The following is a 25,577-nucleotide window of genomic DNA, read 5'->3' on the forward strand; positions in this document are numbered from 1 at the left end:
CCAGGTGCCGTGGACTGACTGAAGCGGTACAAAAAGAGGAGGTTTGATTGCGTATGATGCGTTCATTATTCTCTGGTGTGTCGGGTTTGAGAAATCATCAAACCAAAATGGATGTGATCGGTAATAATATTGCTAATATAAATACGGTTGGGTTTAAAAGAGGACGGGTTAATTTTCAGGAAATGCTGGTACAAACCATTCGAGGTGCCTCTGCTCCTCAAGGGGGGCGCGGTGGCGTCAATGCTCAACAGGTAGGTCTGGGTGTCCAGGTGGCCAGCATTGATTATGTTCAGACCCAGGGTAACCTGCAGTCTACTGGCAAGACCACTGACCTGGCCCTGCAGGGGGATGGTTTCTTTATCCTTTCTGATGGTGCGGATCAGCTCTATACCAGAACCGGGATTTTTGACCTGGACCAGGATGGCAATCTGATTTTTGCCTCCAACGGGATGAAGGTAATGGGTTGGACCACAGTTGATGCCTATGGCAAGATAGTCACTAATACCAGCTTAACTAATATCACTATTCCCATCGGTCAGTCCATGAAACCTCAGGCAACCGAAGCAGTGACCTATGCCAACAACCTGGATGCCAGTGCCAAACTTGGGACTGTTCATCAGACACAGGTAGAGGTTTATGATTCTGTTGGCAATGCCCATACTATAGTGACAAACTTCGAAAAATTATCTGTCGATGCTGATGGAAATACCACCTGGGGTTATACAGTTAGCTTAGGTAATAACGATGCGATAATTCAAACTTTTATCGGTCAATTTGACACCTATGATTCGTTATTACCTGGAGGCCCTGGAGATCCTATTCCTACACCAACCACGAAGCTGGAAACGCAATATCAGGTATTAAACCTGGCCCAGAGAGCAGCTTTTCTGGCAAACCCTAATGTTACCATAGATGGCAAGCCGATTACTAAGGACTTAAAATTCTCTGATCTGGTTCAGGATACTGGTAATCCAGCCTTTTCCATTCGTGACCAGGTATCGTATCTCACGGGGGGCGCGGCTAATTTTGATTCATTGGATGTAGCCCAAAAGCTATTTATTTTAGAAGCAGCTTATGCGGCAGTGGAGGCAAATAAACAGGTAGCTGCTGGCAACCCCAAATTTTCCGGAGACTATAGTTTGAATGTAACTGCACCGTATACTGGAGCGGGCACCGTATTTGGCAATAATTATTATATTGATAATTTAGGTGTTCCTTATCCGCTTACCGTAACAGATCCCGCTGCCAATACTGATCCTTCAGTAGCTGAAACTATAACAATAAAAATTTATTCGGATAGTGATCCTACTGGTTTTACAATAACTTTAACAGAAACAGGTCCTGATACAGGTATTTTCCAAAGTGATTTTAATTTTACCAATGGCGCATCTAATGCCGCAACCAGAAGTATCAAGGTTAAGGATGGAGACACGATAACTATCGAATATGGCGGTAGTACTGTAGATACCGCTAGATGGTACACGACAACATATAGTCCTGAATATGTTGATGATTTGTTAAAGGTACAAACTAGCCTGGGAATCGATAAACTTAATCCCAGATATGGCTATATTATTTTCGATCAGAGCGGTCAGTTAAAAGCTGATGAAACCCGACTGGCAAACTTGATTATCGATCCGAAAAATATAAATTTGACCAGAGCTTATAGTTTTTCCCCTTCCGGGGCTAAGACAGTAAATATTATTCCTGATTTCAAGTCCCTTACTCAGTACACTTCGCCTTTTACAGCCAGTGCTGTTAACCAGAACGGGAACCCGGCGGGTACTTTGCAGAGCTTTACCATCGACAAGAATGGGACAGTTACCGGTATATTCTCTAACGGTTTTACCAAAGATTTGGCAGTAATTGCTATTGCTAATTTCAATAATCCGGGCGGGTTGATGAAAATGGGCGAAAACCTTTTCAAACGTTCCAACAACTCCGGTTTGGCCCAGATTGGCCCGGCTGGCACAGGTGGACGGGGTTCTATTACCCCCGGGGCGCTGGAAATGTCCAATGTGGATTTGAGCCAGGAATTCACTGATATGATTGTGACCCAGAGGGGGTTCCAGGCCAATTCACGGATTATAACTACTTCTGATGAAATGTTACAGGAACTGGTTAATCTAAAGAGGTAGTTTAAATTGATAATCCAAGCAGCCGCTCTCGGCTGCTTGGATTAATTAGAAGGTGACATAAATGATAAAGGTCACGCGTTTAAATGGAAAAGAGTTTGTTGTCAATTGCGAGCAAATAGAGTTTATAGAACAAACCCCAGATACGGTGATATCCCTTGTTAGTGGCAAAAAAGTTGTTGTGCAGGAAAGTGTAGATGAAATTATTGGAAAAGTAATTCACTATAAACGCCAGATTGGTATGTTCCCGGTAGAGAAGTGAGGTGTAAATAGTGGACTTAGCGACAATCATTGGTCTGGTTTTAGCGATTGCTTCGCTGTTGATCAGTGTTATTTTAGAAGGTGGGGAACTACATTCATTAATCAACGAATCAGCGGCTTTACTGGTCTTTGGCGGCACCATAGGGGCTACCCTGATCTGTTATTCCCTTGAAGATATAAAAGAAATCGGAAAGGTATTAAAAATAGCTTTTACTACTCAAAAAACTGACCCGATCAGTGTTATTGAAAACCTGGTCAGTTTTGCTGAAAGAGCCAGAAGAGAAGGTTTACTTGCTTTAGAAAATGAGACAAGTAGCATGGACGATGATTTTTTACGTAAAGGAATACAATTAATCGTTGACGGTACAGACCCGGAACTTGTTAGAAATATTTTGGAAACAGAATTGGCCTTTTTAGAACAAAGACATCATCGCAGCGCAAGTATCTTTGAAACTGCCGGTGGTTTTGCACCGACGATGGGGATTATTGGGACTGTTATGGGGCTGGTTCACGTTTTGGGGAACTTATCGGATGTAGCCGGGCTAGGTCCGGCTATTGCCACCGCTTTTATAGCAACATTTTATGGGGTGTCTTCAGCAAACGTCATCTTTTTGCCGCTGGCAAACAAACTAAAAGGTAAAAGTAGCACTGAACAACTTATCAGAGAAATAATGATAGAGGGAATACTTTCCATTCAGGCAGGTGAAAACCCCAGGATTGTAAAAGAAAAGCTAATGGCATTTTTATCTCCCAAAATTAGGTCTCAGCTCCCTGTTGAAGGAGGGGAGAAATAATATATGGCACGCAAACAAAAATCTGACAGTTCGGGCGGTGGAGGGGGGCATGGTGGCAGCGGCGAGCTTCGCTGGTTGCTAACATATGCCGATTTGATTACCTTATTACTAGCCTTTTTTGTTATTATGTATTCCATGTCGCAGACTGATGCCAAAAAATATCAAGCATTGGCGCATTCTTTATCAATTGCATTTAATAGTTCAAGTGGCGGTAGTAGCGTTGTTCTTGACCAAGGGGGAGCTTCGACAGTTCAGGTACCAGCACCTGAAGAACAAAGTAGCAGTGATTTGGAATTGTTAAAAAAGAAAAAACAGGAAATGGAAATCAGAAAAAAAGAAAATGAGGAGTTTCAAAAAATAAAAGAACAAATAGAGAAATATGCTGCTAAATTAGGATTTAAAAATAAAGTGATTATGAATATCGAGGAACGGGGCTTGGTTATAAGCCTGGCAGATTCTGTTATGTTTGACACAGGTAAAGCCAATTTAACACCAATGGCAATAAAGGTTCTGGATCAGATGGCCGGATTACTTAAACAACTAAATAATCCGATTAGAATTGAGGGACATACTGATAACGTACCAATTAAAAATAGTAAATATCCAAGTAACTGGCAATTATCAACGGATCGTGCTACTACGGTACTAATTTATTTGATTGAAAAACATGGATTGTCCCCCCAAAAATTATCTGCTGCAGGATATGGTGAATACAAGCCAATAGTACCTAATACATCAGAAGAAAATCGCAGCAGAAATAGAAGGGTTGATATAGTCATTCTTCATTCTTCTGAATCAGAAAAAGAACCTAAATGATAAATGGGGGTGTAAAGGTTGGCTTCAGAGACCAACAAGGAAACCAAAAGCAACAAAATCTATTTTACCATTGGGATTGCAATAATTATTATCGTTGTAGCGGTAGTAGGAACCAATTATTTTTTAATTAAAAGTCTATTGCCGAGTTTGACCAAGCAACCAGCAGCTACTGAAAGCAAATCATCAGAAATAGGACCGATTATTGAAGCTGGAGAATTTATAGTTAATTTAAATGATCCCGAAGCTTCACCCTATTTAAAAACCAAAGTTACTATAGAATTAACTAATGCAAAAAATGAGGCAACAGCTAAAGCTAGGGAAGCGATTATTCGCAATGATATTATTAATATATTAAGAAGTAAAACACTGGAAGATGTTACCCAGTCAGATTCCATGGTTAATTTAGCCAAGGAAATTACCAAGACGCTCAATGAAAAAACTCTCCCAGGTATGGTGAAAAATGTATATTTCTCGGATTTTGTTGTACAAAAATAAAGCTTGGGAGCTGGTAATGTGAGTGAAATACTTTCACAAGCAGAAATTGATGCTTTGCTAGCTGCATTAACACAAGAAGAAAAAAAAGATGGTAAAGAACCTTTAGCAAGTATTTTTCATAATGAACAGGACAGTTTATTACATGGATCGAATAAAAAAACAACTGTAAAAGTTTATGATTTCCGTCGCCCTTCAAAATTCTCAAAGGAACAATTGCATACAATCCAGGCAATTCATGAGAATTTTTGCAGATTAGCTGGAACTTATTTGTCAGCGTATTTACGTATAGCGACCCAGCTAACAGTTGTGTCAGTTGAACAAATTACTTATGAAGAAGTAATAAACTCATTACAAAATCCTTCTATAGTTAGTGTCCTTTCCTCCAAACCGTTAAACGGTAACGTTTTACTCGATATAAATCCTGCTATCGGTTTTGTAATGCTGGATAGGTTATTGGGTGGCCCTGGAGAAAGCGTAGAAAAAGCTCGTAATTTAACAGATATCGAACAAGTTGTTTTACAAAAATTAATAACATCGTTACTTGGCTATTATTCAGAAGCATGGAGTAATGTCTTTAAAATTGACTTCACTTTAGAGAGTCAGGAAAGTAATCCACAGTTTGTTCAGATAGTTTCACCAAGTGAAATGGTTGTACTGATTGGGATTGAGGCAAGAATTGGGCAACAAACGGGTATGCTTTCGATATGTATTCCCTATTTAACATTAGAACCAATCATAGGAAGATTAAATGCGCATATTTGGTATGGTACAAGCAGGAAAGAAACAGATGTCGAATATTTACAGAAATTGAAAAACAAACTGCAAAAAATCAATGTTAATATTTCTGTGCGATTGGGAGAAGGGACGATTTCGATAAAAGAACTACTTGAAGTGGAAGTTGGGGATATTATTAAGCTTGATACAAAAAGCGATGAACTAGTACGTTTATATATAGGGCAGACGCCTAAATTTTTAGGATTGCCTGGAACTATAGGAAGCCGTTTGGGGGTTCGAATAGTGCGAGTTATTGAAGAAGGAGAAGATAGCCTATGAATAACGGCGTATTATCACAGGAAGAAATCGATGCTCTCCTCCGTTCTGCTACTCTTCAGGACGATAGTTCTCAGCAAGAGGCGACCGCCGGACATGATAACCTGGATTATTTACTAAGTGATATAGAAAAAGACACTCTGGGTGAGCTGGGAAATATGGCGATGGGAGCGGCTGCCACAGCACTTTCTACATTGCTCAATACCAGGGTCGAGATTACAGCTCCACAGGTTGAAATAATTACCTATCAAATGCTAGAAAACCGCTATCCTATGCCCTTCGTTCTGGTAGAAGTAGACTATACTTCAGGACTGCATGGAACTAATCTTTTTGTTATTCAGAATCAGGATGCCTTGATCATAGCTGATCTTATGATGGGTAATGATGGTTCTAATCCCCCTCAGGAGCTGGATGAATTTTACCTATCTACGGTCGCCGAAGCGATGAACCAGATGATGGGTTCAGCAGCAACAGCCATGTCCCAGATTCTGGCCGGACGGGTTGAGATTGGTCCACCGCGAACCCGTACCATCAATCTGGCCAGTGAAAAACTGGTAACTGGCCAGGACGAACAAGCGCCTGTGATTTTAATAACATTCTCCATGCAAATTGGAAATTTGGTTAACAGCCATCTACTTCAGCTGATTCCCCTCGATTTGGGAAGGAAGCTGGTAGAACAAATGCTGAGTGATATCAACAAAGGGGAGATGCTATCTGTTCCAGAAACACCTGCCTATATACCGGAACCAGAGCTGGCGCCGGTTATCCAGCAACCCATACAGGACCAGGTAAGCAGAGGGGGAAATGGAGGGGTTCAGTCAATGGCAGGTGAAACGAAAAAAGTCACAGTGCAACCCGTTGAATTTGCTCCCCTGGATAAAGGCGGAGCCAAAGCGGAAATGCCGCAAAACCTGGATTTAATCATGGATGTTCCCCTGCAGATAACAGTGGAACTGGGTAAATCACGGAAAACCATTAAAGAAATTTTAACATTAGGACCGGGGTCAGTGGTGGAACTGGATAAGCTAGCTGGTGAGCCTGTGGATGTACTGGTTAATGGAAAACTGGTGGCCAAAGGTGAGGTAGTAGTTATTGATGAAAACTTTGGCGTCAGGATCACAGATATTGTCAGCCCGATGGAACGATTTGGCAAGTTAACGTAATATTAAGCTGGGGGGAAGATGATGAGCGCCAAAATTCTGGTAGTGGATGATGCTGCCTTTATGCGGATGATGATTAAGGACATTTTGACCAAGGCGGGCTATAATGTAGTGGCTGAAGCGGAAAATGGCCGCAAAGCAGTAGAACTTTATCAACTATTGAAACCAGATCTGGTAACCATGGATATAACCATGCCGGATATGGATGGATTAACAGCTTTGAAAGAGATCAGGAAAATCGATCCAAAAGCGAGAATTATTATTTGCAGTGCCATGGGGCAACAACCGATGGTAATTGATGCCATTCAGGCCGGAGCCCGGGATTTTGTTGTTAAACCTTTCCAGCCTGAACGGGTAATTGAGGCTGTAAAAAAAGCATTACTTTAAAGAAAAAACAAAGGGGGTTTCGGGGTGAAAAAACAACTATTTAGCATTATTTTTGCAGCCTTGCTAATCTTGCCGGGACAACTGGCTGGTGCGGCCCCGACCTCTTTCCAGGATCAACCTTTGCCACCCGCCCTTGGTGAGGAAACAGTTAAGACAGCGGCTCAGACCGAGCTGCCCAGTATAGGTGCATATCTCTTAAAAGTAGTCATCACTCTGGGCCTGCTTGGCGCAGCGGTTTACTGGGTAAAAAATCGCTATTACCGGGTAAACCTACCTGGCCAGCTGGATAGTCAGGTATTAAGGGTAGTCGACAAACTCGATTTATCCGTAAGCAATTCCTTAATAATCGTCGAGGTTGGCAGTCGCTTTTACTTGCTGGGAACAGGTTCTGGTGGTGTGAATTTGCTGACGGAAATAACTGACCAGGAACTGATTGAGGAGCTGATGGCGGCTAAGGGAAATTCACCCCAGCAGCTGGACAGACAGCTGGTTGATTTTACCAGTCAGTTACAAAAGCAGATCGAAAAAATTCGCAATCTGGCCGGGAAAGGGGGCGACCAGTAAAATGTCTTTGCTAATGACCCCTCTGCTGGCTGTTTCCGGGACCATTATACCAGGGATTAAATTAGGAGTAGAGACAACCGGTCAAAATGGTGATTTGAGCTCCAGTTTACAAATTCTTCTGGTATTAACTATCCTGTCTCTGGCGCCGGCGCTGCTAATCCTGATGACCTCATTTACCAGAATCGTAGTGGTTTTGGGTTTTTTGCGCCAGGCCCTGGCTACTCAGCAAATGCCACCGAACCAGGTGATCATAGGTTTAGCTCTCTTTTTGACATTTTTCACTATGGCACCTACCTTTAATCAGGTTAATAAAAATGCTTTACAACCTTATTTTGCAGGGAAAATTACCCAGCAGGAAGCTTTAACTAAGGCAATAGATCCTTTACGCGAATTTATGCTGAAGCAAACCCGGGAAAAAGACCTGGCCTTATTTATCCGCTTGCATAAACTGGAGAAACCCAGGACTTATCGAGATATACCCACTTATGTAATTATTCCTGCTTTTGTTATTAGTGAATTAAAAACAGCTTTTGAAATGGGTTTTCTCCTTTTTATCCCATTTATTGTGATTGATATGATTGTAGCTTCCGCCTTAATGTCCATGGGTATGATGATGTTACCTCCAATGATGATTTCACTACCTTTCAAGTTATTGCTGTTTGTACTGGTAGATGGCTGGGATCTGGTTGTGCAGTCATTAATTTTGAGTTTTAGATAGGGTGAAAAACTATGACCCAGGACTTTATTATTTATCTGGGAAAAGAAGCAATATTTACTATTGTTTTGGTTTCCGCGCCGGTGTTGCTGGGCAGCTTACTGGTGGGTTTGCTGGTTAGTATCTTTCAGGCAACCACCCAAATTCAAGAGGCTACCCTGGCTTTTGTACCCAAGATCCTGGCAGTCCTGGCAGTGCTGCTGATTTTTGGCCCCTGGATGATGAATGTTTTATTGAGTTTTGCCGGTAATCTACTGGGGAATTTGCATAAATTTATCGGTTAACAGGGGTTGAGCTATGCAAGAATTACTATTAATAGAGCAAAAATTGCCAGTTTTTCTTCTGGCTTTTTTCCGTATTGGTGGACTGATGGTAATCGCACCGGTTTTCAGTGCTCGTGTACTTCCCCAACAACTGAGAATAGCTATTGCTCTTATTCTAGCTGCTTTAGTTACCATCAGCCTGCCACCTCAGCAGCTACCTGCCTTCACTAATATTTACGGGTTTGTCTGGTTAGCTCTCAATGAATTCACTTTTGGTCTGGCGCTGGGATTTGTGATCTATCTGGTTTTTGCGGCCATCAGTCTGGCAGGAGAGATGATAGACCTGCAAATCGGTTTATCCATGGCCACCCTGGTGGATCCAACTTTTGGACAGGCCATGCCATTGATTGGCAATTTTAAGAACATGCTGGCAGTACTGATTTTTTTGTTAACTGACAGTCATCATTTACTGGTCATGACACTGATCAAGAGTTTTACCTTGTTAAAACCGGGCCAGCCCTGGCTGGAGATGGGGGTTAGTACCCTGGTTTTTAACTGGTTTCCTTTTACAGTAATTACCGGGTTACAAATTGCTTTGCCGGTAGTGGGGGTTCTACTAGTAGTTGATATAGCGCTGGGGATTCTAGCTCGCACTGTACCTCAAATGAATATTTTTGTTGTGGGCTTACCATTGAAAATCTTTATTGGCTTGATTTTTTTGATGCTAAGTCTGCCTCTCTATGTAAAGATTTTAAATCAGGTTTTCTGGCAGGGGTTTGATTTGCTGGCCACATTCATGCATGGATAAGGGGGACGGACATGCTGGAACTAAAATTACAGCAATTACAGCTTTTTGCCGGTGAAAAAACCGAAGAGGCCACCCCTAAACGCCGGCAAGAAGCGCGCAGAAAAGGTCAGGTTCCCCGGAGCCCTGAAGTTGGTTCAGCCTTCGTGTTGCTAAGTGCCTTTACTATTTTGTATTTGACCAGTAATTTTGCCTACCAGACTATGGGAGAATTTATTCGAAATATCTACGGTGTGCAGTTAAAAGAGCATTTACTAACAACCAACACTATTCCAGTTCTCCTCTGGCAGGGGATTATCGTTGGAGCCAAGATCCTCATACCGCTTTTGCTGGGGGCAATCATCGCCGGTGTAGCGGTTAATCTGATTCAAACGGGTTTTCTGTTAACTACTGAAGGGTTAACGATGAAGTGGGAGCGCATAGATCCCGTTGAAGGTTTTAAACGGATTTTCAGCAAAAGAACCCTGGTGGAATTAATTAAATCTCTGTTTAAGGTAACTATTGTTGCTCTTGTTGCCTATGGGATCATTAAAAATCAGATTATGTTTTTTCCCGGTCTGCAAACCGTTGAATTAAATACTGGTCTCGCTTTTATCGGCCATATGATTATTAAGATTGGGTTATACACATCAGGTATGCTGGTGGTGCTGGCATTATTTGATTATGCTTATCAGCGCTGGGAATTTAACAAATCTTTGCGCATGAGTAAGGAAGAAATTAAAGAGGAATACAAACAAACGGAAGGTAACCCGCAAATTAAAGCTAAAATTAAAGAAAGAATGAGAGCTCTGGCTCAAAGAAGAATGATGCAAGAAGTTCCCAGGGCTGATGTGGTTATAACTAACCCGACCCACTTTGCGGTGGCTATCAAATACCAGGCTGGCATAATGCCTGCTCCTGTAGTCGTAGCCAAGGGTGCAGATTTGTTAGCAAAACGAATAAAAGAAATTGCCCGGGAAAACGGGGTTGTTACTGTTGAAAACAAGCTACTGGCACAAGCTTTATATAAAAGTGTTGAAATCGGTGAGTTTATCCCGCCAGAACTATTTCAAGCTGTGGCTGAAGTGCTGGCTTATGTTTACAAGCTAAAAGGGAAAATATAGCCCGAAGGAGGTGGCGTTGTGGCAACACCACAAACAGCGGCTTCGAGAGGCTTTCGCAATAGCGATATAGTGGTAGCAGGAGCAGTAATCATGATGATTCTGTTGATGGTTATCCCTCTGCCGCCGCGGCTTCTGGACGTATTGCTGACCATTAATATCAGCTTGTCTTTGGTAATTTTGCTGGTGACAATGTATATTAAAGATGCCCTGGAGTTTTCCGCTTTTCCCACTTTGTTGCTGGTTATGACTCTCTACCGGCTTTCTTTGAATGTATCTTCTACTCGCTTGATTCTGGGGAACCGAGGGGAAGCGGGGGAGATAATCAGAACCTTTGGTGAGTTTGTTATTGGAGGTAATGCGGTAGTTGGTTTTATTATTTTCTTAATCCTGGTGGTAATTCAGTTTCTGGTCATTACCAAAGGGGCAGAGCGGGTATCGGAAGTTGCTGCTCGCTTTACTTTGGATGCGATGCCCGGTAAGCAAATGAGTATTGATGCTGATTTAAACGCTGGTTTAATCAATGACCAGGAAGCGAAAGAGCGCAGGAAAAATATTCAGCGGGAAGCTGATTTCTACGGGGCTATGGATGGTGCTTCCAAGTTCGTAAAAGGAGATGCTATCGCCTCTCTGGTTATTACTGCAATCAATGTCATCGGTGGGTTTATAATCGGGCTCGTTCAAAATGGAGCCAGCGATATTACCCAGGTCCTGAGGACTTATACGGTGCTTTCGGTTGGTGATGGTCTGGTTACTCAAATTCCTGCCTTGCTGATTTCAGTGGCCACAGGTATCACAGTAACACGGGCTGCTTCGGAATCCAGTCTGGGACAGGAACTGGCCGGACAAATGTTTAATAGTCCACGGGCCCTGGCTTTAGCTGCCGCTGCCTTGTTGCTGCTGGCTTTGCTGGGCATGCCTCCTTTGCCGATGATATTGCTGGCCTCTATCCTGGGGGGACTGGCCTGGCAAATAAACCGGGCTGCAAAGACCAGTGTGGAGACTGTAGAAGAGGAAGTAGTTAAAGAAGCGGAAGAAGCCCGCAAGCCGGAAAATGTGCTTTCCCTGTTACAGGTGGATTTGATGGAACTGGAGCTGGGCTACAGTTTGATTCCACTGGTAGACAGCTCACAGGGTGGGGATTTGCTGGACCGGGTAGTAATGATTCGCCGTCAGTGTGCCTTGGAGCTGGGAATTGTCTTGCCTCCCATTCGGATGCGGGACAATATGCAGCTTAGACCTAACAGCTATGTTATAAAAATCAAAGGAGTAGAAGTTGCTTCCGGTACATTGATGGTCGACCACTATCTGGCAATGAATGCTGGTCTGGCGGAGGATGATATAGCAGGAATAGACACGGTTGAACCGGCTTTTGGCTTACCGGCCAAGTGGATTCCTGCTCATCTGAAAGAAGAAGCGGAACTAAAAGGTTATACTGTTGTAGACCCATCCTCGGTACTGGCAACTCATTTAACGGAAATCATCAAGGCTCATGCCCATGAGATTCTGGGCCGGCAGGATGTGAAAAAACTGCTGGATAATGTGAAAGAAACCAATCCGGCAGTGGTTGAGGAACTGGTGCCTGACCTGTTGAATCTGGGTGAAATCCAGAAGGTTCTGGCTAACCTGTTAAGGGAGAAAATCTCCATTCGCGATCTGGTTACCATTCTGGAAACCCTGGCAGACCAGGCCCGGGCCACCAAAGACATTGATGTGCTGACTGAATATGTTCGTCAAGCTTTATCAAGACAGATTACCAGACAGTTCGCACGAGACGGACAAATAGCTGTCCTGACCCTGGCCCCGGAGCTGGAACAGCAATTGAGAGAAAATCTACAGCAGACAGAACATGGTTCCTATATCGCTTTAGATCCGATATCGGCTCAGAAATTTTACACCAGTTTACAGAATGCTGTTAATCAGCAATGGCAGCGGGGGATTCAGCCTGTGTTGCTTTGCCCGCCCTTATTGCGAATCTATATCCGCAGAATCGTGGAACGGGTATTACCGGATTTACCCATCCTTTCCTACAATGAACTGGAAGGGAATGTACAAATTCAAGCGGTTGGGACGGTGACCATCTGAAATGAAAGTAAAACGCTTTGTGGCACCTACAGTTAATGAGGCGATGCTGAAAGTCAGAAATGATATGGGGCGAGATGCTGTGATCATCCATACCCGCAAATTTCGTGAGGGTGGATTTTTCGGGCTCTTTGGCCGCCAGATGGTAGAGGTTACCGCTGCGGTTGAAGAAAAAATTTCCTCTCCTCCAGTACCGTCACAGCCTGTTGAGATCCAGTACAAACAAATAAATGTCGAATTGAAGCAGGAAATTCATGAACTGAAAGAGAAAATTGACCGTATGGCAGAAATAGTGGATGAAAAGAAAATCCCAGCCGAGTTGTCAGAAGAAGGGAAAAAATACTGGGCCCTGCTTCAGGACAAGGAAGTTGAAGAAAACATATTAAGAAAGATTTTTAAACAGCTTAGAGCAAGTGAGGAAGAGAGTCAAACAGAAGAGGAGAAGATACTGCATGTCCTGGAGAAATATTTTAAAAAAGGTAAACCTATTACTGTAAAAAAGAATAAAAACAAAGAAAGACCGCTGGTTGTCTCTTTCATTGGGCCAACAGGGGTTGGTAAAACCACCACGATTGCTAAAATTGCTGCTAACTTTGCTATCAAGCAAAATTTTGCAGTGGCGTTACTGACTTCAGATACTTATCGGGTTGCAGCAGTTGAGCAACTAAAAACCTATGGAGATATTATGGGGCTGCCTGTGGAAGTAGTTTATTCGCCTAAGGACATGAAAGAGGCCATCGAAAAACATCAGGATAAAGATTTACTGCTAATCGATACGGCCGGGCGCAGTCACCGCAACAAAGATAAAGTGGTGGAACTCAAAAGCTTTATTGCTGCGGCCCAACCCGATGAAACCTATTTGGTTCTGAGTGCACCGACAAAACGAAAAGATATGCTGGAGATTGTTGAAAATTATCGGGATATAGAGTTTGACAAAATTATTCTTACCAAAATTGATGAAACTTCTTCTTTTGGCGGTATTCTCTCAGTTCTGCAAAAAACCAGGAAGCCTTTAGTCTATGTTACAACGGGACAAGAAGTACCAGATGATATCAGTGAAGCTGACCCGACCTGGTTAGCTGGTAAACTGATAAAGGAGAGATAAGCCATGGCTGATCAGGCAGAAAAACTACGGCAACTGGCTTTGAATTTAAAGAAACAGGCTGAGGCTGAGCTGAGAGAAAAAGATCCGCGCTTTAACCGAACCAGGGTTATTGCTGTAACGTCAGGGAAAGGCGGGGTCGGTAAAACCAATTTTACCATTAACCTGGCCCTTACTTTAACAAAATTAGGTAAAAAGGTACTGGTTTTCGATGCTGATTTGGGGTTGGCCAATGTGGATGTAGTCCTGGGTGTAACTCCTAAATATACCCTTTATAATCTTATTAAAGATGAGATGAATATTAAAGATATAATTACAACTGGCCCGGGTGGACTGGGGATCATTGCAGGAGGGTCGGGAATTCAGGAACTGGCTAATATATCCCGCAAAAAACTCAATACCTTTATTAAGAGCCTGCAGGAATTAGAGGGTATGGCAGACATACTCCTTATCGATACCGGTGCCGGTCTGAACCGGAATGTGCTGGCTTTTGTGCAGGCGGCAGATGAAGTAATTGTGGTCTGCACACCGGAGCCGACCAGTATTACAGATGCTTATGGTTTAATAAAGGCTTTGCATAGCAAGAAACCGGATGCCCGCATTAGTCTGGTGGTCAACCGGGTCGAAAACATGGAGGAAGGCAAAAATACAGCCAATAAACTAACCATGGTTTCACAGCGTTTCTTGAAATTGAATTTGGAGCAACTGGGTTTTATCTGGGATGATCTCCATGTATCCAAGGCGGTAAAATATCAGGAACCTTTTGTTTTAAAATACCCCAATTGCTTGGCCAGTACCTGTATGAAAGGAATTGCCGATAAATTATTAACGGGGCAGGATACCCAAAAACCGCCAGGTGGAGTTAAATCATTTTTTAACAAAATTATTGGTTTCTTCAGTTGAGGGAGGGATTTGAGTGGCGGTAGTACCGCAGCTGTCGGTAAACCAGAATGTGGAAATAGAATTGCTGGAAGAAAATCTTTCCGGGGTTTACCGCAGCCGAGTAGAAGAGATTGCACCTGACAGAATCATCCTCGCTTTGCCCTTTAGTAAAGGAGTACCTGTTCCCGTAAGAGTAGGAAGCCAAATTCTGGTGCGGTATTTTGACCAGTCGGCAATATACAGCTTTAAATCTGAAGTAATTTCCCGGGCCACAGCTCCCCAAGCGATATTATCCATTAGCATTCCAGAATCAGTAAATCGGGTACAGAGACGCAACTACGTCCGCCTGGATGACAGCGTTCCCCTGACCTTTTATAAACTGCAAGAAGATGATATAACCGGAACTGATACTGTAACCAAAGATATTTCCGGTGGCGGCGTGCGCATCGAAATCCCGCAACCCCTGGAACTGGGGACCGAACTGGAACTCCATTTAAAACTGCCAAAGGATAAAATCATCGCCGTAGGCAAGGTAGTACGCTGCCTGCCCCTGGAAAAACCCAAAAAAGGTTACAATATCGGTATACAGTTTACTATTATTGAAGAACGGGACAGGGATAAAATCATAAAATACATTTTCGATCGGCAACGGGAGCTGAGAAAGAAGGGATTGTTATAGGGGGTTTGGCTATGGAACCATTAAAAGTTTTAGTTGTTGATGATTCAGCATTTATGCGCCAGTATATCACCAGGATCTTAGAAAGCAGCGGTAAAATCAAAGTAGTCGGATATGCCAAAAATGGTCAGGAAGCCATAGAAAAGGTCCAGGAACTAAAACCCCAGGTGATGACTCTGGACGTGGAAATGCCGGTCATGAACGGCCTGGAAGCTTTAAAAATAATTATGGAACAATTCCCACTCCCAGTGGTTATGCTCAGTTCTCTGACGACAGAAGGGGCAGAAGCTACCATTAAAGCTCTGGAACTGGGAGCGGTGGATTTTGTAGCCAAACCTTCAGGACAAATTAGTTTTGATCTGGATAAAGTCCAGGAGGAACTAATCATTAAAGTAAGCAATGCTGCTCTGGCCAAATTGAAAAAAACGAGCAGCAGCCTCTCGCTCCTTCCTCAGACAGGGGTAAAGCTCACTGCTTTTCAGCGTGTTTCCAAGCTGGTTGCAATCGGTACATCCACAGGAGGGCCCAGGGCCTTACAGGAAGTGGTGACCCAGTTTCCCCGCAATTTACCGGCGGCTATCCTGATTGTACAGCATATGCCCAGAGGATTTACCAAATCGCTGGCAGAGAGACTGGACAGCATTTCTCATTTAGTAGTCAAGGAAGCGGAAGATGGAGAGGAAATCAAAAACGGGATCGTTTATATCGCACCTGGAGACTATCATATGGAAGTTCGTCAAAATCAGGGCAGTTACTTTATCAGTCTAAACCAGTCACCACCGGTTTCCGGACATCGACCATCAGTAGATGTAATGATGAAATCAGTAGCCCGCTTAAATCTGCCCAAAATCGGGGTGATTATGACCGGTATGGGTGGGGATGGCTCTGATGGAATGGTGGAAATCAAAAAGTCCGGGGGTAAAACTATCGCCCAGGATGAAAGTTCATGTGTGGTTTTTGGTATGCCAAAAGTAGCAATCCAAAAAGGTGGCGTTGATGTAGTTGTGCCTTTGAATAAAATTGCCCTGGAGATAATGAAATGGCTATAGCCCAGGGGAGGGGAGAATTGTGGATCTGTCCCAGTATCTAACCATATTTTTTGAGGAAGCACGGGAGCATTTGCAAAAAATCAGTGAATGTTTGCTGGAGCTGGAAAAAGATCCGTGTAACCTGGAAACCATCAATGAGCTCTTTCGCAGTGCCCATACTTTGAAAGGAATGTCGGCAACGATGGGTTTTACCCAGATGGCCGAACTTACCCATGAAATGGAAAGTTTCTTGCAACCCTACCGGGGAACCCAGCAATGTATCAGTTCCAATGGGATTGACCTTTTGCTGAAAGTAGCTGATACGCTGGAAATTATGCTGGAGGAAGTCGCCAGCCAGGGCAGTATTCAAACATCGCCGCAGGATATTATCAATCAGCTTAGGAATCATCAACCTGAGGCCGCTGAATCAGTTACTACCAAAAAAAATGAAGAGTCTAAACCGACAACTTCCCCCGCACCTGCTATGGTACTCAATGAGTATGAAGTAAGAGTGGTACAGGATGCCAGTAGCCAGGGGTTAAATGTCTGGAAAATCAAAGTAATTCTACGGGAAGATTGTTTAATGAAAGTGCCCCGGGTATTGATGGTTTATCGCAATTTGGAGCAGCTGGGGGAAATTATTAAAACCGTACCTGACACATCGGAAATTGAAGAAGACAATTTTGACCGGATAGTGGAATTTCTGTTAATAAGCTCCGAATCAGCCAGTGCAGTAGAAACAGCTATGCAATCTGTCTCTGAACTGGAAAGCTATCACATCGAAGCCTTTCAGCTTCAGGCCAGACCGGTACAGGAAACAAAAACAGAAAAACCGGCAGTATCATCAGGGCAGGAAACGATAAAACCAGCGGTAGAATCTGATAAGAAACCGTCAGGACAGTTGAAAGCTCAAACCCTCAGGGTGGATATTCAGAAACTGGATATATTGATGAACCTGGTGGGAGAACTGGTAATAAATAAAACCCGCTTATTCGCCATCGCCAGGAAAAATGGACTGAAAGAACTTAACGAGACTATCGAACAAATGGATTTTATTTTCTCCGAATTACAAAACCTGGTAATGAAAGTTCGCATGGTACCAGTTGAGACGGTGTTCAATCGTTTTCCTCGCATGGTTAGGGATCTGGCCAGAGAACTGGGAAAAGAGATCGATTTTCAGGTTTATGGAGCTGATACAGAGCTGGATCGCACGGTGATAGATGAAATTGGGGAGCCACTGGTGCATCTACTGCGAAATGCCATTGACCACGGTATTGAATCCCCTGCTGAGCGGCTGGCAAAAGGAAAACCAGCTGCCGGAACCATCAGTCTTTCGGCTTTTCATGAAGGGAATCATGTGGTCATTGAAATTAAGGATGATGGCAAAGGGATTGATACTGAGAAAGTAGTACAAAAGGCTTTGCAGAACGGTCTTATCAATAGCGTTGAAGCGGAACAAATGAGTGAAGAGGAAAAACTGGCTCTGATTTTCCGACCGGGATTGAGTACAGCAGAAAAAGTGACCGATATTTCTGGCCGTGGTGTGGGAATGGATGCAGTGAAGAAAAAAATTGAATCCCTCAATGGGCGGATTATGCTGAATTCTCGTTTGCATCAGGGCACCACTGTGCACATTATTTTGCCTTTAACTTTAGCGATTTTGCAGAGCTTACTTATCAAGATCGGTCAGGAGACCTATGCAGTACCGATCGGCTATATCGAAGAAACAGCGGCAATTTTACAAAGGGATATTCTGGAACTACAGGGGGCTTATTATATAAAACTAAGGGAAGTACTGGTTCCTGTGTACATTTTAAAAGAATTGCTGGAACACCCCTGGGAGATACCAGAGCCGGAAACAGAATTGCCTGTGGTTATTGTCAGAACAGGGAGACAGAGGATAGGGTTGATCGTGGACGAACTGCTGGGACAGCAGGAAATCGTCATCAAGTCCCTGGGCCCACTTTTGACAGGGATTTCAGGCATTGCAGGTGCTACCATTTTAGCCAATGGTGAAGTTGCCTTGATCCTGGATGTCCCATCCCTATTGACGGGGAGGTAAAGGCAGTGGAGGTTCAAATTGTTGTATTTCGTTTACAAAACAAATGGTATGGTCTTTATATCAACAGAGTGAAGGAAATTTTTCCGCTCGTTAAAATTACCAGGGTGCCGCGGACACCCTCCTATATTCTCGGGGTGATAAACCTGCGGGGAACAGTAGTACCAGTCCTTTCTTTGCACCGGTTGTTTGGCTTGCCGGAACCGTTAAGCACTGAAGAAAGCCGAATTATAATTTTGACTGAACAGGAGGGTATGTTTGGGGTACTGGCTGATGAAATTAGCAGTGTAACCAAGGTAGGAGAAGATCAGATTCAAACTGATATCTACGAAAAATATATTGACGCTTTTGTTAAATTGCCAGATCGGGTAGTGATGGTATTGAAACGGCAATTTAAGGAGGAATTGGGGTGGGGGAATTCAAAAAATTGAGTGAAGCGCAGCTGGATGTAATCAGGGAAGTTTGCAATATTGGTGCTGGTAATGGTGCCACTGCTCTGGCCACCATGCTGGGTCAGAGAGTAGAGATGTCAGTGCCGGAGATAAATATTGTTTCTTATCAGGAGATTCTGGAAGCATCGCCTATTTGCCAGGAAACTGTTTATGGTATTTACCAGAAGATTAAGGGGCAAGCTCCAGGAGAAGTTTTATGGCTCTTGCCGCAATCCATGGCCCAGCAGCTGGTGGAAATGCTGTTACAGCGCTCTGTAACTGAGACGGGGAGTTTTAATCAGTTTGAGTTATCGGCCCTGGCTGAAGTCGGAAATATCGTAACAGGAGGTTTTCTAGCGGCCATTACTGGCTTTACTGGTATCAGATTTTATCCTTCGATACCGGGGGTGGCCCTGGATTATGGCTGCAATATCCTTTCTAGTGTTGCTGCGGAACTAGGGCATGTTTCCAATGAGGTACTGATAATAGAGACCATATTCAAGCTAAATCACAAGGAAATGATCGGGCACTTTTTCCTCTTGCCTGAGCCTGATTCCCTTAGAGTTATAGTTACGGCGCTGGGAGTGTAAGTTGAGATGGAGATTATAAAAGTTGGGATGGCTGATTTAAAGATAGGACAGGCTCCTGCCCGGTTATTGACTTCTGGTCTGGGTTCCTGTGTAGGCATATGTCTCTGGGATTTTCTCAGCAAAAAAGGCGGCATGGCCCATATTATGCTGCCAGATAGCACTAAAGCCAGGGTAGCGGGAAATCCCGCGAAATTTGCTGATACAGCCGTACCGGCACTAATCCAGTTGCTGGAAAACCATGGGGCTTGCCGCCGTCGGTTAAAAGCTAAGATTGCAGGCGGGGCCCAGATGTTTTCCTTTGGTGGTGAACATGAAATCATGAAAGTGGGACAGAGAAATGTGGAAGCGGTAAAAACAGCCCTTGCTGCCTGGGATATTCCTTTGCTGGCGGAGGACACTGGAGGAAATATCGGGCGAACCATTGAATTTGACCTGGAAACAGGGCTTGTGCATATTCGTACTATGGCAGCTAAAAACTATCATATCTAAAGAGGTGAGCCCATGTTGGCCATTAAATTGAGCGGGCAAAAGGATGAACAGCTCTGGGCAGAATATAAAGAAAAAAAAGGACCAGAGTTGAAGGAGGCCCTCATTAAACGTTATGCTCATCTCGTTAAATATGTGGCGGGCAGGCTTATTTCAGGCTTGCCATCCAGTATCACTTATGATGAATTATTAAGTTTTGGTACCTTTGGTTTACTGGAAGCCATCGAACGGTTTGAGCCTGAGCGAGGCATCAAATTTGAAACTTATGCGGTAGCCCGCATCAAAGGGGCGATAATCGATGGCTTGCGCCAGCTGGATTGGATGCCAGCTTCAGTAAGAGCCAGAGTAAAGAAATTAGAACAGGGAATTTGGGAGTTAGAACAGCGTTTGGGTAGGTCGGCTACGGATGAAGAAATTTGCCAGGCTTTAGGTTTGTCAGAGGAGCAATATCAGCAGCTGCTGGTACAGAGCTCCCAGGGGGTTATTTTTTCCCTTGATGAATTGATTCCTGGGGAAGAAGAAAATACTGCCGGATTCCATGAATTGATCGCCGACAAAAGTCAACCAACCCTTGAGGAACAGGTTCAGCTTCAAGCAGTCAAGCAAATTCTTGCCGACGCTATTGCCAAACTGCCAGAAAAGGAGAAACTAGTTGTAGCCCTGTATTATTATAATGGTTTGACCTTAAAGGAGATAGGACAAGTAATTGGAGTTAGTGAATCCCGGGTTTCACAGCTGCATACCAAAGCAATTTTCCGGTTACGGGGCCGGCTCAGTCGACAGAAGCAAAAGATTTTTGCGGAATAACCGGGGGAGGGGCTGTCATGGATCAGCAGAAAGAAAAGAAAATCGTTTTAAGTCTCGAAACCAGTGCCGATAACATGACAGCCTTTTTACAGCTGCTTGCAGCAGCAGAAGAAAGTGACCAGAAACTGGAACAATTGGTCTGGAAAGCTATCAATGAACGGAAGATTAAATATGGTTTGATTGAGGAAAATATTAAAAACGCTATTGTAAAACGGAATGGCGAAAAAATTCTACTAGCCCGGGGCCGGGATCCTGTAGCTGGAGTAGATGCTTATATTAAATATCATTTTGAAATTAATGGACTCCCTCTAACTCCCAAAACCCGTCAGGACGGTTCGGTCGATTATTATAACCTGGAACTAATTCAACAGGTTAAAGCCGGGGATGTGCTGGCCGAGCGGGTTCCTCCTGTACCTGGCCAGGATGGAACGGACATATTCGGTCGGGTGGTTCCTGCTAAAAAGGCAAAAGATGTGGTCTTGAAAGCAGGAAAAGGAACGCGCCTTTTGCAGGAGGAAAATATAATTGTTGCAGAAAAAAACGGACATGTAGCTTTGATTAATGGTAAAGTAACCGTATCTGATATATATGAGGTGCGGGGTAATGTGGATTTTTCCACCGGAAACATTGATTTTGATGGCACCATCCGTATCACCGGTGATGTGCTTGGCGGATTTCAGGTCAAAGCTACCGCTGATGTGGAAGTAGGTGGTGCTGTCTTAGGAGGCAGTATCCAGGCCGGGGGACATTTGCGGGTACGTAATGGCATTATTGGCAAAAAAGGCGCTCAGATATCCTGTCAGGGTAACCTGTTTGCAGCCTATGTTGAAAACGCATTCATTGAATGTGGGGGGAATGTGCAAATCGGGAAGGGGATTATGCACAGCCAGGTAATTGCGGAAGGTTCGGTCATAGTGGAAGGCAGCAAAGCTCTGATTGCCGGCGGGGAAGTCCGGGCTGGACGGGACATCCGGGCCAAAACTGTGGGAGCACCGATGGGGACTCATACTTTGCTGGAAGCTGGAGTAAGCCCGAAACTGAAACTTAGATATTTAGCGACTGTATCCGGGCTGACCGCAGTTCAACAAAGTTTGACCAAAGCAAAGCAAATCATTGACCTTCTGCAGCGAATGAAGGAAAAGGCCGGTGAGCTTCCTGATGAAAAGAAGGCATTGTTAATTAAGGTAAAACGATCAGTAATTAGTCTGGAAGATGAATTAAAAAATTTGATAGTCGAGGAGCAGGAGCTATTAACTTTATTGCAAACCTCAATTGAAGGCAAAATAATGATAGAAAAAATTGTCCATCCCGGAACCCGGATCGTCATTGGTGATCAGACCCTGATTATCGATGAACCCGTGCAATACGTGTCTTTTCAGCTGAATCAGGAAGGTGAAATCGAAATGCGGCCTTTGCGTTAGGGGGAGAGCGATGAGTATTAAGCCTGTTGATATGCAAAATACTTTCATTAAAGTTCAGGAAGTAAGCAAAATCCAGCAAACTGAGCTGGCTGCTCGCCAGCAGGCTAATCAGGAATTCAGCGCTCAACTGGATAAACAGACCCGAAATGTGAAACAAAAGATTCAAGCCAGCAGCAAAACGCTGGGCAGTCGTGTACGAAAAAAAACGGAAAAAGACAAAGAAAAGCAGGAAGAACGGGAAGAAGGGAAAAAGGAACATCTGGATATTCTGGTATAGGAGACGATTTGCGGTGACATTAGAATGGTGGATGTTGTTAGCAGGTATACTGGCTCTGGGCTGGAGTTTCTGGCTGGAAAAAAGGGAAAATCTGAAACGTCAGGACGAACTATTAACGATATTGACCAGGGTTGAACAGGCAAAAGCAGATGTAGCCTTGTTATTGACAGAAGTGGAAGAAGCGGCAGAAAAACTGGTTAACAGGCTGGAAAAAACAGTGGTATCGGATGGAGACCCACAGGTTATGAAAAAGCCTAAAACTAAGGACAAAGTTAAAGAAAACCGGGAAAAAGATAAGGAGCCGCAGAAGAAAATGGATTCACGGTTTAAAAATAAAGATGAAATCATAGCCTTATGGCAATCAGGGCTATCGATAGATGAAATTGCGGCCCGTCTGGGAATAGGCAAAGGGGAAGCTCAGCTGATTATAGATTTATTTGGCAAGGAGGCAGGGCGATAATGGGTAGGCAAGCCTTTTGGCGCGGTTTGGGCATAGGCCTGGTACTGGGCGGTTTAGCCCTGTTTTTTGCAAAAAGCAACCTGCAGTTATCAGAAGCAGAACTAATCAGCCGGGCCCGCTCTTTGGGTATGATTACTCGACAGGAGGCGGCGGAAAAGGTAGCCCAGGAACTGGCCAACGCCAGGAAAGAATGGGAAAAACAAGCCCAGCAACGTTTGCCGGTCCAGCCTGCCCAGCAACCATCAGCAGAACGCATGGTTCTAGTGGTTTTGCCCAAAGGGGTTACTTCAGAAAAAATAGCGGATATTCTGCTGGCAGAAGGATTAATCCAGGATAAAAAAGCTTTTCTCATGGAAGTGGATAAGGCGGGACTGGCCCGGAAGTTTAAAGCGGGAACTTATCAGATAAAACAAAACACATCGGTTGCTGACATTCTTAAAACCCTGACCCACTGAACCCTTGCCAATTAAATCAAGTTATGTTAAAATAGCAAATGGTGTGTAAAATACACACGTCTCCGGATTCGCTTCCGAGTGCCTGGAGACAGGTGGGCAGCGAAGAAGATGGGGGCGGAGGTAAAACTAATGGAGGTGTAAATATGTCAGTCGTTTCCATGAAACAATTACTGGAAGCCGGTGTTCACTTCGGACACCAAACCCGGCGGTGGAACCCCAAAATGCGGGAATATATCTTCACTGACCGGAACGGAATTTACATTATCGATTTGCAAAAAACTGTTAAGAAAGTAGAGGAAGCCTACAATTTCCTGCGCAGTGTAGCTGAAGAAGGCAAGACTGTGCTGTTTGTAGGAACCAAGAAACAAGCGCAGGAAGCTGTGAAAGAGGAAGCTGTCCGCTGTGGTCAGTTCTATGTAAATCAGCGTTGGTTGGGTGGTATGCTGACCAACTTCACCACCATTCGGAAAAGAATTGAACGGCTGCATGAGCTGGAGAGAATGGAACAGGATGGTACCTTTGCCGTACTGCCCAAGAAAGAGGTGGCCGAACTGTTAAAAGAAAAAGCCAGACTGGAAAAATTCTTGGGCGGCATTAAGGATATGAAGGAACTGCCCGGTGCCTTGTTCGTAGTCGACCCGCGGAAAGAAAAAATTGCTGTTGCTGAAGCGCGGCGACTGGGTATACCGGTGGTCGCTATTGTGGATACTAACTGTGATCCAGATGAGGTAGACTACGTTATTCCCGGTAATGATGATGCCATCAGGGCGGTAAAGCTGTTAACCAGCAAAATGGCAGATGCTATTCTGGAAGGTTTGCAAGGACAGCAAATGACCGAGTAGTAAAGTCGGGTGGGTGGCCGGGAAACTCGGGCCCACCCTTTTTATTACAAAAATTTAAGGAGGTTATCGTGATGATATCTGCACAGGCAGTTAAAGAACTAAGAGAAAGAACCGGTGCCGGGATGATGGACTGCAAAAAGGCATTGCAGGAAACCAATGGTGATATGGAAAAGGCTGTTGAATATCTGCGGGAAAAGGGGCTGGCTGCAGCAGCCAAAAAAGCTGGCCGGATTGCAGCTGAAGGGATCGTTACATCGTACATACATGCTGGCGGCCGTGTAGGTGTCCTGGTGGAAATTAACTGTGAGACTGACTTCGTGGCCAAAACCGAGGAATTCCAGCAGTTGGGCAAGGATATTGCTATGCAAATTGCTGCTTCCAAGCCTCAGTATGTCCGGCGGGAAGAAGTGCCTGCTGATGTAATTGAAAAAGAAAAGCAGATTCTGCGGGCTCAAGCTCTTAATGAAGGCAAACCCGAAAATATCGTCGAAAAAATGGTGGAAGGAAGAATTGAAAAGTTCTACAAAGAAGTATGCTTGCTGGAGCAGCCTTTTGTTAAAAATCCGGACATCACCATAGAACAACTTATCAAGGAAAAAATTGCCAAAATCGGTGAAAATATTAATGTCAGACGGTTTGTTCGTTACGAAATGGGTGAAGGTCTGGAGAAACGGCAGGATGATTTTGCTGCCGAAGTTATGAAGGAGCTGCAGCGGTAGTTGGTAATAAAAGAGAACACATTTTTGTGTTCTCTTTTTTGTAAAAATATTTCTGAAAACAAAAGGAAATCGGCCACCGTTGTAGAATTGATTATACAAATACAGGAGGTTGGCCCATGACAGTTCCAAAATATAAACGGGTTGTTCTTAAACTAAGCGGTGAGGCGCTGGCTGGTGGACAGGGTTTTGGCATTGACCAGCATACTGTTCAGAACATTGCCCGCCAGATTAGTGAAATTGTAAAACTGGGAGTCCAGGTTGCTATCGTTGTGGGTGGAGGTAATATCTGGCGCGGAGTGGCCGGTAGTGCTAAAGGCATGGACAGGGCTACTGCTGATTATATGGGTATGCTGGCTACTGTGATGAATTCTCTGGCCCTGCAGGATGCCCTGGAAAACCTGGGCGTGGATACCAGGGTACAAACGGCCATTGAGATGCGGCAGGTAGCTGAGCCTTATATAAGAAGGAGAGCGATTCGCCATCTGGAAAAAGGACGGGTGGTGATCTTTGCAGCCGGCACTGGTAACCCCTATTTTTCTACTGATACCACCGCAGCTTTGCGGGCTGCCGAAATAGAAGCGGAAGTTATCCTGATGGCCAAGCAGGTAAATGGGGTCTATGACTCTGATCCCAAGAAAAACCCCGCTGCCCGACTGTTTAAAGAACTTACATATCTGGATGTCTTACAACTGGGGCTGGGGGTAATGGATTCAAC

At 44.1% G+C, this 25,577-nt stretch carries 29 protein-coding genes and 1 pseudogene; all 30 read left to right on the forward strand.

What is annotated here, in order from left to right:
* Window positions 1–53 precede the first annotated feature (53 nt).
* Entirely contained in the window at window positions 54–2,138 is a 2,085-nt protein-coding gene (locus JDF658_RS09765) for a flagellar hook protein FlgE (RefSeq protein ID WP_078665289.1), read from the forward strand.
* Between the two features lie 61 nt (window positions 2,139–2,199).
* Window positions 2,200–2,397: a flagellar FlbD family protein gene (locus tag JDF658_RS09770; RefSeq protein ID WP_078665288.1), complete on the forward strand. Its 198-nt coding sequence runs from the start codon at window positions 2,200–2,202 to the stop codon at window positions 2,395–2,397.
* Window positions 2,398–2,407: 10 nt separating this feature from the next.
* The gene (locus tag JDF658_RS09775) at window positions 2,408–3,190 is read left to right on the forward strand and encodes a flagellar motor protein (protein WP_078665287.1); all 783 of its coding nucleotides are present in this window, start codon (window positions 2,408–2,410) and stop codon (window positions 3,188–3,190) included.
* A 3-nt stretch (window positions 3,191–3,193) separates the two neighbouring features.
* Entirely contained in the window at window positions 3,194–4,006 is an 813-nt protein-coding gene (locus tag JDF658_RS09780; protein ID WP_079907437.1) for an OmpA family protein, read from the forward strand.
* Between the two features lie 18 nt (window positions 4,007–4,024).
* Window positions 4,025–4,501, forward strand: coding sequence for a flagellar basal body-associated protein FliL (gene fliL, locus JDF658_RS09785; protein ID WP_078665285.1), 477 nt, complete (start codon window positions 4,025–4,027; stop codon window positions 4,499–4,501).
* A gap of 18 nt (window positions 4,502–4,519) precedes the next feature.
* Complete coding sequence (fliM, locus tag JDF658_RS09790) at window positions 4,520–5,554, forward strand: flagellar motor switch protein FliM (RefSeq protein WP_079907439.1); 1,035 nt, start codon at window positions 4,520–4,522, stop codon at window positions 5,552–5,554.
* Window positions 5,551–6,714: a flagellar motor switch phosphatase FliY gene (gene fliY / locus JDF658_RS09795; RefSeq protein WP_078665283.1), complete on the forward strand. Its 1,164-nt coding sequence runs from the start codon at window positions 5,551–5,553 to the stop codon at window positions 6,712–6,714. The genes fliM and fliY overlap by 4 nt, the downstream gene beginning before the upstream one ends.
* A 21-nt stretch (window positions 6,715–6,735) precedes the next feature.
* Window positions 6,736–7,098, forward strand: a complete 363-nt coding sequence (locus JDF658_RS09800) for a response regulator (RefSeq protein ID WP_078665282.1) — start codon at window positions 6,736–6,738, stop codon at window positions 7,096–7,098.
* A gap of 24 nt (window positions 7,099–7,122) precedes the next feature.
* Window positions 7,123–7,662 (forward strand): flagellar biosynthetic protein FliO, encoded by a 540-nt coding sequence (locus tag JDF658_RS09805; RefSeq protein WP_078665281.1) that lies wholly within the window; start codon window positions 7,123–7,125, stop codon window positions 7,660–7,662.
* 1 nt (window position 7,663) lies between these two features.
* Window positions 7,664–8,380 (forward strand): flagellar type III secretion system pore protein FliP, encoded by a 717-nt coding sequence (gene fliP / locus JDF658_RS09810; protein WP_078665280.1) that lies wholly within the window; start codon window positions 7,664–7,666, stop codon window positions 8,378–8,380.
* 11 nt (window positions 8,381–8,391) lie between these two features.
* Window positions 8,392–8,661 carry a flagellar biosynthesis protein FliQ gene (gene fliQ / locus JDF658_RS09815; RefSeq protein ID WP_078665279.1) on the forward strand — a complete coding sequence of 90 codons (270 nt, stop codon included), beginning with the start codon at window positions 8,392–8,394 and terminating at the stop codon, window positions 8,659–8,661.
* 13 nt (window positions 8,662–8,674) lie between these two features.
* Entirely contained in the window at window positions 8,675–9,448 is a 774-nt protein-coding gene (fliR, locus tag JDF658_RS09820) for a flagellar biosynthetic protein FliR (protein ID WP_079907441.1), read from the forward strand.
* An 11-nt stretch (window positions 9,449–9,459) separates the two neighbouring features.
* The gene (gene flhB / locus JDF658_RS09825; protein ID WP_079907443.1) at window positions 9,460–10,548 is read left to right on the forward strand and encodes a flagellar biosynthesis protein FlhB; all 1,089 of its coding nucleotides are present in this window, start codon (window positions 9,460–9,462) and stop codon (window positions 10,546–10,548) included.
* An 18-nt stretch (window positions 10,549–10,566) separates the two neighbouring features.
* Entirely contained in the window at window positions 10,567–12,630 is a 2,064-nt protein-coding gene (flhA, locus tag JDF658_RS09830; protein ID WP_079907445.1) for a flagellar biosynthesis protein FlhA, read from the forward strand.
* A gap of 139 nt (window positions 12,631–12,769) precedes the next feature.
* Entirely contained in the window at window positions 12,770–13,732 is a 963-nt protein-coding gene (gene flhF, locus JDF658_RS09835; protein ID WP_159446609.1) for a flagellar biosynthesis protein FlhF, read from the forward strand.
* Between the two features lie 3 nt (window positions 13,733–13,735).
* A complete protein-coding gene (locus tag JDF658_RS09840) occupies window positions 13,736–14,632 on the forward strand; it encodes a MinD/ParA family protein (protein WP_079907449.1) in 897 nt (298 codons plus the stop codon).
* Between the two features lie 13 nt (window positions 14,633–14,645).
* A complete protein-coding gene (locus JDF658_RS09845) occupies window positions 14,646–15,290 on the forward strand; it encodes a flagellar brake protein (RefSeq protein ID WP_078665273.1) in 645 nt (214 codons plus the stop codon).
* An 11-nt stretch (window positions 15,291–15,301) separates the two neighbouring features.
* Complete coding sequence (locus JDF658_RS09850; protein ID WP_079907451.1) at window positions 15,302–16,336, forward strand: chemotaxis response regulator protein-glutamate methylesterase; 1,035 nt, start codon at window positions 15,302–15,304, stop codon at window positions 16,334–16,336.
* 19 nt (window positions 16,337–16,355) lie between these two features.
* A complete protein-coding gene (locus JDF658_RS09855) occupies window positions 16,356–18,377 on the forward strand; it encodes a chemotaxis protein CheA (protein WP_078665271.1) in 2,022 nt (673 codons plus the stop codon).
* Between the two features lie 5 nt (window positions 18,378–18,382).
* The gene (locus tag JDF658_RS09860) at window positions 18,383–18,805 is read left to right on the forward strand and encodes a chemotaxis protein CheW (RefSeq protein ID WP_159446610.1); all 423 of its coding nucleotides are present in this window, start codon (window positions 18,383–18,385) and stop codon (window positions 18,803–18,805) included.
* Entirely contained in the window at window positions 18,784–19,395 is a 612-nt protein-coding gene (locus JDF658_RS09865; RefSeq protein ID WP_078665269.1) for a chemotaxis protein CheC, read from the forward strand. Before JDF658_RS09860 ends, JDF658_RS09865 begins: the two co-directional genes overlap by 22 nt.
* A gap of 6 nt (window positions 19,396–19,401) precedes the next feature.
* On the forward strand, window positions 19,402–19,884 hold the full coding sequence (locus JDF658_RS09870; RefSeq protein ID WP_078665268.1) for a chemotaxis protein CheD: 483 nt from the start codon (window positions 19,402–19,404) through the stop codon (window positions 19,882–19,884).
* A gap of 12 nt (window positions 19,885–19,896) precedes the next feature.
* A complete protein-coding gene (locus JDF658_RS09875; protein WP_078665267.1) occupies window positions 19,897–20,688 on the forward strand; it encodes a FliA/WhiG family RNA polymerase sigma factor in 792 nt (263 codons plus the stop codon).
* Between the two features lie 17 nt (window positions 20,689–20,705).
* Window positions 20,706–22,109 carry a DUF342 domain-containing protein gene (locus tag JDF658_RS09880; RefSeq protein WP_079907454.1) on the forward strand — a complete coding sequence of 468 codons (1,404 nt, stop codon included), beginning with the start codon at window positions 20,706–20,708 and terminating at the stop codon, window positions 22,107–22,109.
* 10 nt (window positions 22,110–22,119) lie between these two features.
* Complete coding sequence (locus JDF658_RS09885; RefSeq protein ID WP_078665265.1) at window positions 22,120–22,386, forward strand: hypothetical protein; 267 nt, start codon at window positions 22,120–22,122, stop codon at window positions 22,384–22,386.
* 13 nt (window positions 22,387–22,399) lie between these two features.
* Window positions 22,400–22,846 carry a DUF6115 domain-containing protein gene (locus JDF658_RS09890; protein WP_143311824.1) on the forward strand — a complete coding sequence of 149 codons (447 nt, stop codon included), beginning with the start codon at window positions 22,400–22,402 and terminating at the stop codon, window positions 22,844–22,846.
* The gene (locus JDF658_RS09895; protein ID WP_078665263.1) at window positions 22,846–23,301 is read left to right on the forward strand and encodes an endolytic transglycosylase MltG; all 456 of its coding nucleotides are present in this window, start codon (window positions 22,846–22,848) and stop codon (window positions 23,299–23,301) included. The genes JDF658_RS09890 and JDF658_RS09895 overlap by 1 nt, the downstream gene beginning before the upstream one ends.
* 143 nt (window positions 23,302–23,444) lie before the next feature.
* Window positions 23,445–24,143 carry a 30S ribosomal protein S2 gene (gene rpsB, locus JDF658_RS09900; RefSeq protein ID WP_078665262.1) on the forward strand — a complete coding sequence of 233 codons (699 nt, stop codon included), beginning with the start codon at window positions 23,445–23,447 and terminating at the stop codon, window positions 24,141–24,143.
* Between the two features lie 62 nt (window positions 24,144–24,205).
* Window positions 24,206–24,862, forward strand: a pseudogene (tsf, locus tag JDF658_RS09905) (translation elongation factor Ts); the annotation flags it as partial.
* A 116-nt stretch (window positions 24,863–24,978) separates the two neighbouring features.
* A partial coding sequence (gene pyrH, locus JDF658_RS09910) for a UMP kinase (RefSeq protein WP_079907456.1) occupies window positions 24,979–25,577 on the forward strand: 599 nt, incomplete at its 3' end.

The sequence above is a fragment of the Carboxydocella sp. JDF658 genome, assembly GCF_002049395.1.
Taxonomy (GTDB): Bacteria; Bacillota.

Coding starts and splice junctions, on each gene's coding strand:
- JDF658_RS09850 (WP_079907451.1), top strand. CDS start 15,302: ATGGAACCATTAAAAGTTTTAGTTGTTGATGATTCAGCATTTATGCGC.
- JDF658_RS09880 (WP_079907454.1), top strand. CDS start 20,706: ATGGATCAGCAGAAAGAAAAGAAAATCGTTTTAAGTCTCGAAACCAGT.
- JDF658_RS09870 (WP_078665268.1), top strand. CDS start 19,402: ATGGAGATTATAAAAGTTGGGATGGCTGATTTAAAGATAGGACAGGCT.
- JDF658_RS09875 (WP_078665267.1), top strand. CDS start 19,897: ATGTTGGCCATTAAATTGAGCGGGCAAAAGGATGAACAGCTCTGGGCA.
- flhF (WP_159446609.1), top strand. CDS start 12,770: ATGGTAGAGGTTACCGCTGCGGTTGAAGAAAAAATTTCCTCTCCTCCA.
- JDF658_RS09780 (WP_079907437.1), top strand. CDS start 3,194: ATGGCACGCAAACAAAAATCTGACAGTTCGGGCGGTGGAGGGGGGCAT.
- JDF658_RS09765 (WP_078665289.1), top strand. CDS start 54: ATGATGCGTTCATTATTCTCTGGTGTGTCGGGTTTGAGAAATCATCAA.
- JDF658_RS09895 (WP_078665263.1), top strand. CDS start 22,846: ATGGGTAGGCAAGCCTTTTGGCGCGGTTTGGGCATAGGCCTGGTACTG.
- JDF658_RS09840 (WP_079907449.1), top strand. CDS start 13,736: ATGGCTGATCAGGCAGAAAAACTACGGCAACTGGCTTTGAATTTAAAG.
- JDF658_RS09885 (WP_078665265.1), top strand. CDS start 22,120: ATGAGTATTAAGCCTGTTGATATGCAAAATACTTTCATTAAAGTTCAG.
- fliQ (WP_078665279.1), top strand. CDS start 8,392: ATGACCCAGGACTTTATTATTTATCTGGGAAAAGAAGCAATATTTACT.
- fliP (WP_078665280.1), top strand. CDS start 7,664: ATGTCTTTGCTAATGACCCCTCTGCTGGCTGTTTCCGGGACCATTATA.
- rpsB (WP_078665262.1), top strand. CDS start 23,445: ATGTCAGTCGTTTCCATGAAACAATTACTGGAAGCCGGTGTTCACTTC.
- JDF658_RS09800 (WP_078665282.1), top strand. CDS start 6,736: ATGAGCGCCAAAATTCTGGTAGTGGATGATGCTGCCTTTATGCGGATG.
- flhB (WP_079907443.1), top strand. CDS start 9,460: ATGCTGGAACTAAAATTACAGCAATTACAGCTTTTTGCCGGTGAAAAA.
- fliR (WP_079907441.1), top strand. CDS start 8,675: ATGCAAGAATTACTATTAATAGAGCAAAAATTGCCAGTTTTTCTTCTG.
- fliY (WP_078665283.1), top strand. CDS start 5,551: ATGAATAACGGCGTATTATCACAGGAAGAAATCGATGCTCTCCTCCGT.
- JDF658_RS09770 (WP_078665288.1), top strand. CDS start 2,200: ATGATAAAGGTCACGCGTTTAAATGGAAAAGAGTTTGTTGTCAATTGC.